This is a genomic window from Methylocapsa sp. S129, from assembly GCF_009765995.1.
GTDB lineage: Bacteria > Pseudomonadota > Alphaproteobacteria > Rhizobiales > Beijerinckiaceae > Roseiarcus.
This window is the reverse complement of record NZ_LMUI01000011.1, coordinates 486,992-501,380: the sequence shown is the minus strand read 5'-3', so window position 1 is coordinate 501,380 and position 14,389 is coordinate 486,992. Positions and strand designations below refer to the sequence as shown.

General features: G+C 61.7%; 12 protein-coding genes and 1 tRNA gene. 4 read left to right on the top strand and 9 right to left on the bottom strand.

All coding sequences use genetic code 11. The features are described 5' to 3' along the window. Window positions 1-115: 115 nt before the first annotated feature. Window positions 116-1,528 (bottom strand): TolC family outer membrane protein, encoded by a 1,413-nt coding sequence (locus GSQ90_RS04790; protein WP_246731406.1) that lies wholly within the window; start codon window positions 1,526-1,528, stop codon window positions 116-118. A 1,498-nt stretch (window positions 1,529-3,026) separates the two neighbouring features. Here GSQ90_RS04790 and GSQ90_RS04785 point away from each other — a divergent pair. Then, the gene (locus GSQ90_RS04785; RefSeq protein ID WP_158813651.1) at window positions 3,027-3,404 is read left to right on the top strand and encodes a hypothetical protein; all 378 of its coding nucleotides are present in this window, start codon (window positions 3,027-3,029) and stop codon (window positions 3,402-3,404) included. A gap of 184 nt (window positions 3,405-3,588) precedes the next feature. Next, window positions 3,589-3,906, top strand: coding sequence for a hypothetical protein (locus GSQ90_RS04780; protein ID WP_158813650.1), 318 nt, complete (start codon window positions 3,589-3,591; stop codon window positions 3,904-3,906). A 362-nt stretch (window positions 3,907-4,268) separates the two neighbouring features. Here the strand turns inward: GSQ90_RS04780 and GSQ90_RS04775 are convergent, their stop codons facing one another. From GSQ90_RS04775 to GSQ90_RS04740, 8 genes are all read right to left on the bottom strand, one after another. Further along, complete coding sequence (locus GSQ90_RS04775; RefSeq protein ID WP_158813649.1) at window positions 4,269-6,326, bottom strand: glycosyltransferase family 41 protein; 2,058 nt, start codon at window positions 6,324-6,326, stop codon at window positions 4,269-4,271. 311 nt (window positions 6,327-6,637) lie between these two features. Next, a tRNA-Ser gene (locus tag GSQ90_RS04770) sits at window positions 6,638-6,727 on the bottom strand. A gap of 161 nt (window positions 6,728-6,888) precedes the next feature. After that, a complete protein-coding gene (locus GSQ90_RS04765; RefSeq protein WP_158813648.1) occupies window positions 6,889-7,473 on the bottom strand; it encodes an NAD(P)H-dependent oxidoreductase in 585 nt (194 codons plus the stop codon). Window positions 7,474-7,477: 4 nt separating this feature from the next. After that, window positions 7,478-8,902 (bottom strand): FAD-binding oxidoreductase, encoded by a 1,425-nt coding sequence (locus GSQ90_RS04760; RefSeq protein ID WP_158813647.1) that lies wholly within the window; start codon window positions 8,900-8,902, stop codon window positions 7,478-7,480. Then, complete coding sequence (locus GSQ90_RS04755) at window positions 8,899-10,224, bottom strand: cytosine deaminase (RefSeq protein WP_158813646.1); 1,326 nt, start codon at window positions 10,222-10,224, stop codon at window positions 8,899-8,901. Before GSQ90_RS04755 ends, GSQ90_RS04760 begins: the two co-directional genes overlap by 4 nt. Before the next feature lies 1 nt (window position 10,225). Beyond that, complete coding sequence (locus GSQ90_RS04750) at window positions 10,226-11,017, bottom strand: ABC transporter permease subunit (RefSeq protein WP_158813645.1); 792 nt, start codon at window positions 11,015-11,017, stop codon at window positions 10,226-10,228. Between the two features lie 7 nt (window positions 11,018-11,024). Then, a complete protein-coding gene (locus tag GSQ90_RS04745) occupies window positions 11,025-11,855 on the bottom strand; it encodes an ABC transporter ATP-binding protein (protein WP_158813644.1) in 831 nt (276 codons plus the stop codon). Window positions 11,856-12,032: 177 nt separating this feature from the next. Then, window positions 12,033-13,028, bottom strand: a complete 996-nt coding sequence (locus tag GSQ90_RS04740) for an ABC transporter substrate-binding protein (protein ID WP_158813643.1) — start codon at window positions 13,026-13,028, stop codon at window positions 12,033-12,035. Window positions 13,029-13,170: 142 nt separating this feature from the next. Between GSQ90_RS04740 and GSQ90_RS04735 the strand changes: the two genes are divergently transcribed. Next, window positions 13,171-13,557, top strand: a complete 387-nt coding sequence (locus GSQ90_RS04735; protein WP_158813642.1) for a RidA family protein — start codon at window positions 13,171-13,173, stop codon at window positions 13,555-13,557. Window positions 13,558-13,581: 24 nt separating this feature from the next. Further along, a complete protein-coding gene (locus GSQ90_RS04730) occupies window positions 13,582-14,388 on the top strand; it encodes a creatininase family protein (protein WP_158813641.1) in 807 nt (268 codons plus the stop codon). Window position 14,389: the final 1 nt, after the last annotated feature.

The window sequence follows — 14,389 nt, the reverse complement described above, 5'->3', positions numbered from 1 at the left end:
TGCAATTCTTGCTTCATCGGATGGCGCAAACACCCAGAATCCTAGAGACGGTCGGTCCTGCTGGGAACCGAACTGTGATCAGTCTAACGATCGATTGGAGCCGAGCGCCATCGCTTTAGCGCCCGTCCGGCGTGCGCAAGCCAAACCACTTGTCCTTGATCTGGTCGAAATGAACCTTCGGGTCATATTGAGTGGCGGCGAGTCCGAGATTGGCCGTCGACAACCGACCGATCGCCGACAGGACCGCGTAAGAGGCGACAACCTGGTCGTGTTGCGCCGAAACAAGCTGAACGCGCGCATTGAGAAGCGTCTGCTGCGCGGTGAGCACATCGAATGTCGTGCGTTGCCCGACCCTGGCTTCCTGGCGTATGCCCGCAAGCGCGATTTCGGCGGCGGCGACTTGCGCTTTCGCCGAACGGATGATGCTCACCGAATTCTCGTTCACGCCCCAGGCGGAAACGACCGCGGCGCGCACTTTGTCGCGTTGCAGATCGGTCTGCAATTCCTGTTGGCCGAGTTGTTCCTTGGCCTGGCGCGTCGAAGCGTAAGTCGCGCCGCCGTCGTAAATGGGAACATTGATCTGGCCGGTCGCCGAGGCTGTAAGAAAGCTGTTGGGCGCTGCGTAGCCCGTCAAGTCATATCGCTGGGAAACTTGGCCAGTCAGGCCGACGGTTGGATAGAGGCCCCCCTCGATAGCCTTGATATTGAGCGCCGCCGCATCGACGCCGTGCAGGGAGCCGACAATGGCGGGATGCTCCACCTGCGAAATGGCGATCGCTTCGGTGAGGGTCTTGGGCAACGGTTTGTCCAAGGGTTTGACCGGCGCGAGATTCTTGGGTTCATCGCCGATCGTCTGCCGATAATTGGCGATCGACGTCTGCAATGTCGATTGAGCGGCCAGGGCGGTCGCCTGAGCGCCGGCCAGACTCGCCTCCGCTTGGGCGACATCGGTCTGCGTGATGTCGCCCACCCTGAAACGATCTCTCGTTTGGCGCAATTGTTCTTGCAACACGTCGACGTTGTTGCGGTCGAGATCGAGAATCGCCGTGTCGCGCAAGACATTCATATAGAAGGTGACGCCGTCCAACAGGACGTTCTGCTCCGTGTTGCGCAGCGTCTCGCGCGCCGCCATCACGCCGGACTCGGCCTGGCGCACTGAGTTGAACGTGCGATCGCCGTTCCATAAGGTTTGATTGACGGTCAAACCGTAGCCGCGCGGCGTTGAATAAATCGAGCTTGTGCCTCCCGCCGCCGCCGGCAGAACAATATTCTCCTGCTCAATGCCCACGTCCGCTTCCCCACTGACGGTCGGTCGATAGGCGGCGGCGGCTTTTGGAACATTTTCGTCGGTGGCGCGAACGGCGGCGCGTTGCTGATTGATGTCGGGGTTTTTGAAATAGGCCTTGACCAGCGCCCCACCGATCGTTTCGGCATGCAGCGCTTCGGCGCCGAGCAACGCCGCAGCAAGAACCATCGTGAGCGCGATGTTGCGCGCAGCGCAATGGCGCTTCAAAACGAATGAACCCACAAACTAACACCCACAAACATCATCGCCACATGCTTGACTCATGTTGTTCAGCGCGCCGACATTTGGATATGTCCGCTGTCGACATGGGCCGTGCAGCGCTTTGTCATTTCAGGCCCCATTGCCTTCAGCGCCGACGAGGAGCTCGATATTTTATGTCCCCCGTGCACAGGGGCGTCTTCACGTTTCCGCCATTCACGCTTAGTTGAGACGCGCATCGCATTGGGTTCGTCCTGTTGCGGAGGAGCGAACGGAGTTCCCGCCGATCACGGTCAGACCTCTATGGCGGCGGCATGCGCGACGAGGCTAACCGTGCGGCCTCACGCGCGTGACAGCCGGCGGGGCGCTCATAGGAACGGGAGCAATTCTTGATGCGGGATATTGGATGGTCGGTATGATGGGGGGCGAGAGATAGGACGGGGTTGGCGTCGGACCAATGAGCGGCGGCGTGACGACCTCAGGGTTGGAGGTCCCGGTAAAGCCTCCGATGCCATTAGCGGCCAAACACGCCGTGTTTGGCGCGATAAACGCGACCAACAGCGCTCCACATTTGAAAAGATTGCTTGTCATAACCACCTCACACGCTGTCCTCACGAGGCTGGCGGGATAAGGCGAGCTCTTCGTTGGTCACGATGAGAAACCGGGGAAGCCGCCTTGTCGCCTATGCCGCCGGGTCCGGTGAACGCACCCGATCCCGCCAAGATAATTCGCCGCATCGCAGGAAGCTCCGTCGCGTGCAAATCAACAAATGGGGAACTCGCCGCAAATCTACACAAGCGCGCTGCGCCACTTGCCGAGCCTTTGGAGAAGGACATTTATAGCCGGACCCCATGAGACAAGGCGGCGGGCCGAAAGCATCGCCTATGACGTGGTCGCGCCCTTCGACCGGAATGAACGAAGCGCCCCCGCAGCGGAGCGACAAACCCAGCGCGACGATCGCGCTTCGATCGGGCGGCGGTTTGTTTCTTTTTCAAGCATGTCGATCTCGCCATATTGGGCAAACATCTCAGGATGGGGTGAGGCGCCACGAGGCCGCGCGAGTGAACATCAAGCGCCCTATCTTTCAAACTGAGACGCTAACCCGGTCGGGCGCCGTGAGCCCATTTCAAGTCCATTTGATTGGAGCCTTCACGTTGCCGGTGCTAATCTTGCGGCTGGTCGACAGAGCGGAGGTTTGCATCATGCGATCGAAGCTACTTGGACTCTTGGTGGGCTGCGGGCTCGTCGCCGCGACAATTGCGCCCGCGTTTGCCTGTCAGTTTCAGACGAACGCCTCTAACGATACCCCGCCGCCGCAACAAGGCGCCCAGGCGGAGACGAATTCAAGCTCGCAATAATAGGGCTATAGCGCTCAGAATCACACGGCCGCCGGCGTCAACGCCGGCCGGTTTTGTGTGCGCCGACGTTTTCCTTCAGCCGTTCCTTGCCATGCGCCGCGGCGGCGGCGCTGGCTCGCCCCTCAAAATGCGTTCGGTGCGCGTGATCGCTCGGGGACCCGGGGATGCTTTGGGCAGAGGATGACGTTCGTAAGCTTGTGGAGAAGCTCACCGCGTCATCACGCGGCGGCAGCGGCGCGAATCTGACGCCGGAAGACGTCGATATCGCCGTGGCCGCCCTCCGAGCTTACTGCGACAAGCTCCTCTCTCCTCCCGCCACCGGAGCGATTGTCAGTTTTCAAATCGAAGCTCTGGACGGCGTGGGTTTGCCGCGAGAAGCGCTGGCGACGACTGTCGACCCACGCGTGGCGCGCAGCGCATTTGCGAGAGCCAAGAGGCGATTCCCCGATCAAAAAATCGTGTTGCGGGGGCAGACCATCAGCGGCGAAAGAGTCCACCCGGACGATGCGTCATCTCGTTGGGAATACCAAACACAGCATTAAAATGGAACGTCGTGATCGCCCGCGACTGAGATCATCGCCGCAATCATGGTCAGAAAAAGTCGATGTTTCACTTGCGCGTGAGGACGGCCACGCGGGCGGCCGCCCGATGTTTTTTTTCCTCGTCCGCTCACTATGTTTTTCTTTCACGTCCTCCCATTTGGACGGACGAGCGATGGAGTAATCAATGCGCAATGTGCTCTTGGCCGGAACCGCCGGCCTGTTTGTTTCTCTTGCCGTGGCTGGCGCAGCAAACGCCGCAAATCCAAACACTCCGACATGGTCGCCCTATACGTTAATGTATGTTCCCGGCTCGGTTCCGGAAGTTACACCGACCAGCAACCCCGTATGGGCTTATAACCGCTACGCTATCGAAGGCCGTGCGGCCTATATCGACGAGGCGCCCCGCGCTCATCGCTATCGCTACAACGCGCCAGGGCAGCCTGACCAAATATTCGGCGACGGTAGCTCCGACAGTGACCATTTGATCAATCCGGACCAATAAGGTCGAAGGACATTAGGGCCGGCGAGGGAAACCTCCCGGCCTTTTTCTCATATCAGCGATCATCGCGGAAATGGGCGACTCGGTTCAACAGACCCACCTGGCCCCTCAGCATTATCGGGCGGACAGAAATTGCCGGCGCAGCGTCAATCTTTCCGCGCCTGGTTGGGCGTCGGAAGCTCATTCAATTCCGCAATGACTTGTTTTAGATCAGCGATCCCGCACCGCAAATTCTCGATATCGGCGACCAGGAAATCAACCTTTTCGCATTCATCGTCGGACCTCAAAATCCAGGCTAGTGGATCGTCCAAACGAGCGCCTCCAGAGCGGCAATACGGGAGATAAAATTGCACCTCGAATAATCGTCAAGCCGCCGCTGAAGCCTCAGAAGGGTTACGGAATTCTTGGCCACACCATTGCTTCCACATGTCCTGGAACGCGGCCTCCAGGGTCGGCGTAAAGAGAGCGCCGTTGCAGAGCGACGAAGCCGCCATTCGGGACCGCAATGCGCGCCGAATCTCCGTCAATCGGTTGGGATCGGCGGCGAGAGCGGTCGCGCAGGCGACATATTCGGCCAGCGATCGCGCCGCATAATCGCCGAGGCCGAGAAGGTTGAGAAACCCGATTGTTTGGCGCGAGGCCGGCCGGTCGCCCGGCAAAGTCACCACGGGAACGCCCATCCACAGCGCCTCGCAGCTTGTCAGGCCGCCCCCGAATGGAAACGGATCGAGCGCAATGTCGATTGCGCCATATTGCGCGAGCATCTCAGGATGGGGTGAAGCGCCGCGAAGATCCAGTCGCTCCGCGGCGACGCCAGCCGCGATGAAGGCGTCGCTGACGCGGCGGCGCTCGTTCTGATCGTCCAGCGACTTCCATTTTAGGATGAGTTTCGATGTCGGCGCCGCCCGCAAGACTTCGGCCCATAGCCCGACGACTTCGGGGCCAACCTTGGACATATTGTTGAAGCTGCCGAACGTGACGTAGCTTTGGCGGCGCGAAGGCGGGTCGACGGGAAGAGGCGCGTAGTCGGGCGGCGCGTAACAAAAGCGTCCATGGGGCAGCCGCACCACGGTCTCGGTATACCAACGCTCTTCGCCGTGCGGCACGGCCGCTTCATCCATCAGCAAATAGTCCATGGCGCCCAGACCCGTCGTCCCGAAATAGCCGAGCCACGAGACCTGGACGGGCGCGGGCCGGAGGGCGAACAGCGGCAGTCTGTTGTTGGCGGTGTGGCCGGAAAGATCGACGAGGATGTCGATGCGATCGTCCTGGATCAGCGCCGCCGCATCGGAATCCGACATGCGAAGAATATCGCGCCAATGACCAGCCGCCGCTTGCAGGCGCCGGGTCATATCGTCAACTTCCGTCTGGTTGGCGTAGCAGAAGACCTCTACCGCGCCGCGATCATGGGTCTCCAGCACCCGGGCGAGCAGAAACCCCACGGGGTGATTGCGGAAATCGCCCGAGACATAGCCGATGCGCAGCCGCCGGTTGACCGATCGATCGTTGGTGAAAGCCCTCGCCGCCGCACACCCCTCGAAACGCGCTCCAAATCGTCGAGCCGTCGCGAGAAGCTCGGCGTTCGAAACCCGACCGTCATAGTTCTGGGTCATCAGCAGGCTGCTGTGCGCCTCAGGAAAATCCGGGTTGAGGAGAAGGGCTTGCTCATAGGATGTAGCCGCCTCGGCTGACTTACCCTGCAACCTCAGCGTGGCCCCAAGATTATAATGGGCGTTGACGTTGCCGGGATGAAGGCGCAGCGCCGTCCGGAATGAGGAGGCCGCTTCGTCCAATTTCCCCTGGTCCGTAAGCGCGGCGCCAAGATTGCTGTGAGCGTTGACGTAATCGGGCTGCAAAGCGATCGCCCGGCGAAAGGAAACCTCCGCTTCCTGCGGATGGCCAAGGTCTTTCAACGCGCAGCCCAGACCGTTGTGAGCCGCGACCAGACCTGGCTCCAGCGCGAGCGCTCTTCGATAGGCTATCTCCGCTTCGCGTGATTTGCCTTGCTCTTTCAGCACGTTGCCGAGATTGCAGCGCGCCGCCGCGAAGTTCGGATTTATCGCCAAAGCCCGCCGATGGGAGGCCGCCGCCTCATCAAATCTGCGTTGAGCGTTAAGCGCGACGCCCAGGCTGTCGTGAAACGCCGGCTCACGACCTTTTAACGCAATGGCGTTCGCGATCATCGCGACCGCTATGTCGCTGCGGCCAAATTGCGTCGCAAGCACGCCGAGGTAATGGCAGCTTTCTGCGTGGCCGGGCTCTATAGCCAGAACCTGGCGATAGAGAGTTTCAGCCTCGACAAACTGGCCAGCGCGGTGGCGCGCCACAGCCGTTTCGAACAGAACGGAAGTCTTGTCCAGCGCCGCAGTCGACGCGATGGCGCGACTCTGTTTTGTCTCAGACCGTCGCTGTTGCCGGTTCATGCCGCCCCCGTCGACGCCGCCACTTGCCCAGCGGCCTCTGTTCAATCAGAGCATCGATACGAGAGAAAACTTGCGCGGCGCTGTGTTTCCCTATTCGCTCGACAGCGTGGCGGCGAGAATGGCGTGTCCTCAATCGCGCCCTTGTCCCCAAACGACAGTGGCATCAGCCGAGCTTTCAGCGACGCCGGACAATGCGGGAGACGGATCGCGGCAAAGCCGCCCCGTGCTGGCCAAGCGACTGTGCCAGGACCGGAGGCCGGCAAGTTTCGTATCTGGATTATCGTTTCTCGTTCAAAGACTTAGAACGATAGTGGCGGAGAGGGAGGGATTTGAACCCCCGATACGGTTGCCCGTATGCCGCATTTCGAGTGCGGTGCATTCGACCACTCTGCCACCTCTCCGGCGCTTCGCTTCGCCATGAGGCGATGGGTCGGCGCGGCGATTAGCATGACGCGGATGCGCGCACAAGGCGCTCGGATTTGGTGGGTCCCGGACGCCGGGCGCGCGCCGCGAAAGCATCGCGCGTAGCTTCCCCCTGAGACAGCGTGCGGGATGAGCCGTTTCACCACGCTTCGAAGGCGCGCTTCACCTCGCCCAGAAAGCGCGCGCGGCGCGCGGGGGTCGTATTGTTCATGTCGTAATGGGCGAAATATTCGCAGGTCGCGCCCAGGCCGAACAGGGAGCGCAGCGAGCGTTTGACGACTTTGCGCGGCGGATCGCCCATCAGCATCGTGCGCCAGCGGTTGCCGCCATAGGTGCAGACGGCGGCGAGCTTTTTCACGCCGCTGAGCTTCGGCTTGTAGTCGCCGTCCGGCGTCAAATCAAAGCTGACGCCAGGCAGAAACACTTTGTCGATAAAGCCCTTCAAAATCGCAGGAAAACCATAGTTCCAGACGGGAAAGACCAGGACGAGGGCCTGAGCGGCGAGCAGACGATCGACATAAGGCGCGACGCTTGCGCGATTCAGGGCCGGATCGTGATAGTCGATGCGATCCTGCCGGCTGGTCAGGGGATCGAATCCCTCCGCGTAGAGGTCGCAATCGTCGACGTCATGGCCGCGCGAGCGCAGCGCGTCGACAGCCTGGCGATGCAAGGCGGCGCCAAAACTCGTCTCGACCGGATTGGCGTAGAGAACCAGAACGCGCATCGCCTCAAGCCTCCGCTGCGCGCGCGCGCTCCTCAAGACCCGGGAAAAGGAAATTGCCTCCCGCGCGATAGTCGAAATCGGGGTCCGCCCAGGCGATCATCTTGCCCGGATTGAGCAGGCCGAGCGGATCGGCCTCTTTCTTGAAGGCGAGTTGCACCGAATCGGTCTGCTTCATGCCGCCCTCCTCCAGCGTGTAGCGATGCGGATTGAAGATCGGTGCGCCCATCGCTTCGTGAATCCGGATGATTTCGTTGAGCCGCTCGGGCGTGGTGAACCGCACCAGCGGCAATCCGAAACAGGTGATCTTGCCGTTGAAGCGGACGAATTCGAGATGGCCCATCACCTCGTCGCCGAAATGATCGTGAATAGCTTTGACTGTCGCCAGTTGGGTGGGGAAGGGATAGAGCGCCTGCAGATAGGTGATGGCCGGATCGACGCGCAGGCCGCGCAACGTGGTGTGGTTCCAGGCCAGTTCGTAATTGGGCGGCAGGCCCTTGCGCGCTTCGGGCGAGGCGAGCGAAGCGTCGAAGACGACGTCCGCGCCCTTGTAGCGGCGCGTGAAGGCGCGCAGCGCATCGAGCGAATGTTCGGCCGCCATGATCAGCACGAGGCTCTGACCCGGCGCCACGAGAGGACGATGACGCAGAAAATAGTCCTGCGGCACGGGGCTTGCGATCACGGTGATGAGTTTGGTGAGCAGGCCGTCCTCTTCGCCCAAAGCGTTGGCGTAGGCGCTCGCCGCTTCGAACGTCTCAAAGCCGACGATCACATCGACCCAATCATAGGCCGCGGCGAGTGGCATTTCGACCTCGGTGATGATGCCATTGGTGCCATAGGCGTGCGCCGCCTTGTGCAGATCCTCGCCCGTCAGTTCGAGGACGCGGGGCGAGGCTTCCATCGTCAGGACGCGCAAGCGCAAGATATTGCCGAAATCGCGCAATCCGCCCCAGTTGATCGACCCGACGCCGCCCGAGCCGCCCGCGACAAAACCGCCGATCGAGGCGGTCGCATAGGTCGAAGGGTGCATGCGCAGCTCTTGTCCGCCTGGCCGCGTTTGCTTGTCGATGTCGGCGAGGATGGCGCCGGGCTCGCTGACGAGCCGCCCGGGCGCAATCGCCCTGACCTTGTCCATCGCCGCCAGATTGAGCACGATTCCCCCCGCCAGCGGCATCGCCTGGCCATAATTGCCGGTGCCGGTTCCGCGCGGGGTGACGGGAATTTGCAAGGAAAATGCGGCGGCGAGGATGGCGACGACTTCGGCTTCGCTCCGGGGCGTGACGATCAGGTCGGCGGTGACGGCGTCGAGCTCGCGCTTGAGAATGGGCGAATACCAATAGAAGTCGCGGCTTTTCTGGCGCACCAGAATCGGATTGTCTTCACAGGGGATCGGCCCGATGGCCTTGCGAAACGCGGCAATGTCATAGGTCATGGACGGAGCCCCTCGAGACGATCAAGCCCGGCATAATCGGGAAGCGCAGCGTTGAGCGGCGCACCGGCGCGAAGCACGGTTCGATCGCTCTGCGGGCGCGCGAACAATTCCGTAAACGAGCGCGCGCGCGTCAGGATCATGTCGGCGGGCTTGCCGACCTCGAGCGCGCCGGCGTCAAGGCCCAAAGCGCGCGCGGGCGCGGTGAAGAGCGCGGGCGCCCAGGGCTCGGCGGGATGATCGAGATGAAGAATGCGCGCGCCCTCGCGCCACACTTCCATCATGTCGAGATCGCCATAGGCGTAGAAGGGATCGCGCGTATTGTCGCTGGCGATCATCGCGTTGACGCCCGCCGCCTTCAATTCGTGCAAGGCGGTGACGCCGCGCCAGCGCGGCGTGCCGGCGCCACGCCGGTCCTGCAGGTAAAGATTGCACATCGGCAGCGAGACGACGGAAAGACCGGCGCGCGCGACAAGATCGATCGTGCGTTTAACATGCTCTTCGTCCTGGCGGCTGAGCGAACAGCAATGGCCGACGAGAATGCGCCCGGCAAAGCGATGATCGAGCGCGGCCTGCGCGATCACGCCAAGCGAAATGGCGGCGGGATCGGCGGTCTCGTCGACATGGAAATCGAGATCGAAGCCCTTGCGCGCCGCAAGGCGGAAAAGAATGTCGAGCGCTTCGCGCAAGCGCGGGATCATGATCGTCACCGCGCCGAGCAGACGCGAGCCATGCGCATCGACCATCGCCTCAATGGCATGCATATGGGCTTCATCAAACGCATGCTCGATCAGAAACAGCGGCGATCCCTGCAGATCGATGCGGCCGCGCCAGCGCTCGCGCGCTTCTGCGAATACGGGCCAAGAGATCGCAATCTGCGGCCCGATGCTGTCGATATGCGTGCGGATCGCGCGCGTTCCATGCGCATAGGCGCAGCGCAGGCCAAATTCCATCCGCGCCGCGACATCCCCGGCGCTCCAATGCGCCGATCTGTCCGCCAAGACCGTCTCAAGGGCGCCGCCGAACGTTCCGTCCGGATTGGCGGCGCGCGGCCAGATATGCCCCTTGTCGAGATGGGTATGCGCATCGACGAAGAGCGGCAGCACGATCGCGCCGCCGAGCGCCAGGGTCGGAAATTCCGCGCCCACAAAGCCGGCGCCCGCCGACGCGATCGCGCCGATGCGCCCGGCGTCGATCAACACGTCGACCAGCGCGAAGCCTTCGCGATCGATGGGACCGGGCGCGATCGCCAGCAGGGAACGCGGAATCCTGGCGTGCAGCAGCGCATAGCGCGACGCGCGGGCGAGCGAATAAAACCCGTTCATTTCACGCCTCGCGACCGCGGGCGCTATCGTGCCAGCGGCGCAGCAACAGATACGAGACGGCCGTGAGCACGAGATAGATCAGAATGCCGGTCAGGGAGATCAACAAGAGCGCCGCGAACATGCGCGGGATCTTGAGACGAAAACCGGATTCGACGATGCGATAGGCGAGGCCCGCCCCCGACCCCGCGGAGCCGGCCGCGATCTCTGCGACGATCGCACCGATCAAAGCGAGGCCGCCGCCGATCCGCAAGCCGCCCAGAAAATATGGCAAAGCGGATGGCACGCGCAGCCAGGCGAGCTGCTGCGCGCGCGATGCGCCGTAAAGCTGGAACAGATCGAGCAAATTGTGATCGGCCGAGGCCAGGCCAAGCGCGGTGTTCGAAAGGATCGGAAAAAAAGCGACGAGAAACGCGCAGACGAGAACCGCCGTATTGGCGCTGAGATAGATCAGCAGCAAGGGCGCGATCGCGATGACCGGCGTCACCTGCATAATGACCGCAAAGGGGAAAAAGGCGCGCTCGATGATTCGCGATTGCGCAAACAGCATAGCAAGGGCGACGCCGCCCAGAACCGCCACCACCAGCGCCTCGAAGGTGATCCGCAACGTCACCAGCAACGAACCGTAGAGCGTCCCCCAGTCGGTGACGAGCGTTTCGAGGATCAGGCTCGGCGCCGGCAATATGAAGGGGGGGATGGCCTCGAACCAGACGACAAACTCCCAAGCGAGGAGCGCCAGCACGAGGGCCAATGTCGGAAAAGCCAATTCAATAATTTTTTGTTTTTTCAACCGCATGGCGCCCTTAAACCTTCTGGGCCGAGGCAAGGGGCTTTGATTCCATCGCGCCATGCAAGGCCTGGGACGTTTCCCGGCATCGATCGGCGTAGAATTTGCCCAGGCGGAATTCCTCGTTGCGCGGCAAGGGCGCATCGACAAGAATCTCGGCGACCACCCGCCCCGGCCGCGGCGCCATGACGATGATGCGCGTCGACAGAGCGACGCTTTCGTAAACCGAATGGGTCACGAAAACGACCGTCGCCCCGAGCGCGCATTTGAGGGCGACGAGATCGTCGTTCAATTTGGTGCGCGTGATTTCATCGAGCGCGGCGAACGGTTCGTCCATCAGCAGCAGCGCCGGGCGCGTCACCAGTGCGCGCGCGATCGAGACGCGCATTTTCATGCCGCCTGAAAGTTCGCGCGGATAGGCGTTGGCAAATCCCGTCAGGCCGACGCGATCAAGCGCTTCATCGATCCGCGCCTGTGCCTGCGTGCGCGAAACGCCGCGAAAGCGCAAAGGCAGCCAGACATTGGAGAACACCGTGCTCCACGGCATCAGCGTCGGATCCTGAAACACAAAACCAAGTTCCGGACGCCCGTTGCTCCAATCGACAGTGCCGCGGGTCGGCTGCGACAGGCCGGACAAAAGGCGAAGCACCGTCGATTTGCCGCAGCCCGACGGTCCGAGCAGCGACAGGAATTCGCCTTCGCGCACATCGAGATCGAGGCCTGCAAGCGCAGTGATGCTGTTGCCAAAGATTTTTTCGACGCCGCGCAGAGACGCCAGCACGCCCCCCGAACTCGAAGCGGCGCTGGGCGAGACCGGCAGCAAATCGGATTGAGCTAACGACGACATGGAACGTTTCCCATCGCCCATCTGTGCGGGACGATCGTCGGATAGATTGTTCCGCAACGAAGGCCGCCGCAAGCTTTAAGTTTTCGGCGGGTCCGAAGGGGCGCGGCGCCGCGGCGCCGACCCTCTCCCATAACCGGGAGCGGGCGTTTTGGTTGCGATCCGTTCATCACCGGCGCATCACTTGGGACGCAGTTCGAGGCCGACGCCCTTGTCGACGAACTTCAGCGTATAGGCCTTCTTGTAATCGATGCTGGCGTTGAGGACGCCCGCTTTGACCATCTGGTCGAAGAAATCCTTCACCCGCGCATCCGTCATGGCGCCGATGCCAAGCTTGAGCGTATCGCCGGAATCGGCGAGGCCATATTCCTTCATTTTGGCGAAGGAAAAGGCGATTTGCTCGTCGGAGATATCAGGATTGTCCTTCTTGATGGCGGCGTTCGCCTTGGAATTGTCGCCATAGAGATAATGATACCAGCCGATCGCGGAAGCGTCGACGAAACGCTGGACGAGATCGGGGTTCTTGTCGACGAGGTCCTGCCGCGTCTCGATCGTCGTCGCATAGGTCGAGTAGCCGTGGTCCGCGAGCAGGAAGATATTCGGCTTGAAGCCGCCCTGTTTTTCAACTTCGAAGGGCTCGGCTGTCACATAGCCCTGCTGGATCGAAGTCTTGTCAGCGATAAAGGGCGCCGCGTTGAAATTATAGGGCTTCACATTCTCGTCCTTGAAGCCATAGGCGGACTTCATCCAGGAATAGAACGACACGAGCCCTTCCTTGCCGACGAAGGCTGGGGAATTGGTCAGATCGGTCCATTTGTCCAGGCCGACGCCGGGATGCGACATGAAAATTTGCGGGTCTTTCTGAAAGTCCGCCGCGACGGTGATGATCGGAATATTCTGCTCCACGGCGGAGAAGCCGAGGATCATATTGCCGCCCATGTAGAATTCGATCTTGCCGGAGGCGAGCAACAGGCCGTTGTTGGCCTGAGGGCCGCCCTGCAGGATGGTCACGTCGAGCCCGTATTTGGCATAGGTGCCGTCGACGACCGCCTGATAATAGCCGCCGTGCTCGGCCTCGGCGAGCCAGTTCGTGCCGAAGGTCACCTTGTCCAGGGCCGATGCGGGGCTCGACAACGCCAATAATCCGGCCAGGCCGGCCCAAACGACAGGACGCATATTGCTTATCTCCAGGACTTCAAACGCCAAGCTGACGCTTCGGGAAGGTTCTAGCAAGTCGCGCGCCATTGTCGACCTTGCCTTGGCCGCGGGCAAGGGTTAGCGATGGCCCAATCATCGCTTTCCCCCAAGGGCTTCGTCCATGCGCCGCCTGACGCCCGACAGTATCCACCCGCCTTTTGCCCGATATGCCCATGGCGTTGAAATCCCTCATGGAAATCGGCTCGTCTTTTGTTCCGGCCAGCTTGGAATCAGCAAGGACGGCATGATCCCGGAAGGCGTTGAGGCGCAGGCGCGGCTGTGCTTTGAGGCGATCGCGGCGATTCTGGCGGAGGCGGAGATGAACCTTGGCGATATCGTCCGCATCAACGCCTTTGTGACCGGCGCCGAATATTTGGCCGGCTATATGAAAGTGCGTGATGAGTTCATAGGCAATCCGCCGCCCGCATCGACGCTGATGATCGTGCAAGGCTTTGCGCGACCGCAATTCAAGGTGGAGATCGAGGCCGTCGCGGCGCGGGCGCCCTAGGCTATCAAGAAAACGGGGAATTTCATGCTGCCGACCAAACTTTGGGCCGAGATGAGCTGGAAGGATTTCCAGAGCGCCGACATGGCCAATGTCATCGCCGTGCTGCCGGTCGCGGCGATCGAACAGCACGGGCCGCATCTGCCCGTCGGCGTCGACACATTCATCAATGAAGGGCATTTGCGCCGCACGATCGCGCGCGTCCCCGCCAGCCTGCCGGTCCTGTTCCTGCCCCTTCAGGCGATCGGCAAATCCAATGAGCATCTCGAATTCCCGGGAACGCTGACCTTTTCGGTCGAAACGGTGATCCGCGCCTGGACCGAGATCGGCGAGAGCGTGGCGCGCGCGGGGTGCCGCAAGATGATCTTCGTCAATTCGCATGGCGGCAATGTGCCGGCGATCGACATCGTCGCCCGCGATCTGCGCGTGCGGCGCAACATGCTGGTGATCAATTCGTCGTGGAGCCGGTTCGGCTATCCCGACGGCATGTTCGGCCCCAAGGAGCGCGCCCACGGCATTCACGCGGGCGATTATGAGACCTCGGTCATGCTGGCGTTCCGGCCCGACATGGTGCGCATGAACGAGGCGCGCGATTTCGTCAGCGCGGCGGTCGATATGGAGCGCGATTTCACCTGGCTGCGCGCGACCCAGCCGATCGGCTTTGGCTGGATGGCGAACGACCTCAACGAATATGGCGCGATGGGCAACGCCTCGATCGCAACCGCCGAGAAGGGCGAAGCCTGCGCCGACTATAGCGCGACCGCCTTCATCGAGCTCTTGGAGGATGTCGCCTCCTTCGATCTGACGCGCCTTGGCAAAGGACCGCTCGGCTGAA

Coding starts and splice junctions, on each gene's coding strand:
- GSQ90_RS04740 (WP_158813643.1), bottom strand. CDS start 13,028: ATGCGTCCTGTCGTTTGGGCCGGCCTGGCCGGATTATTGGCGTTGTCG.
- GSQ90_RS04785 (WP_158813651.1), top strand. CDS start 3,027: ATGCTTTGGGCAGAGGATGACGTTCGTAAGCTTGTGGAGAAGCTCACC.
- GSQ90_RS04775 (WP_158813649.1), bottom strand. CDS start 6,326: ATGAACCGGCAACAGCGACGGTCTGAGACAAAACAGAGTCGCGCCATC.
- GSQ90_RS04730 (WP_158813641.1), top strand. CDS start 13,582: ATGCTGCCGACCAAACTTTGGGCCGAGATGAGCTGGAAGGATTTCCAG.
- GSQ90_RS04735 (WP_158813642.1), top strand. CDS start 13,171: ATGCGCCGCCTGACGCCCGACAGTATCCACCCGCCTTTTGCCCGATAT.
- GSQ90_RS04755 (WP_158813646.1), bottom strand. CDS start 10,224: ATGAACGGGTTTTATTCGCTCGCCCGCGCGTCGCGCTATGCGCTGCTG.
- GSQ90_RS04745 (WP_158813644.1), bottom strand. CDS start 11,855: ATGTCGTCGTTAGCTCAATCCGATTTGCTGCCGGTCTCGCCCAGCGCC.
- GSQ90_RS04765 (WP_158813648.1), bottom strand. CDS start 7,473: ATGCGCGTTCTGGTTCTCTACGCCAATCCGGTCGAGACGAGTTTTGGC.
- GSQ90_RS04780 (WP_158813650.1), top strand. CDS start 3,589: ATGCGCAATGTGCTCTTGGCCGGAACCGCCGGCCTGTTTGTTTCTCTT.
- GSQ90_RS04750 (WP_158813645.1), bottom strand. CDS start 11,017: ATGCGGTTGAAAAAACAAAAAATTATTGAATTGGCTTTTCCGACATTG.
- GSQ90_RS04760 (WP_158813647.1), bottom strand. CDS start 8,902: ATGACCTATGACATTGCCGCGTTTCGCAAGGCCATCGGGCCGATCCCC.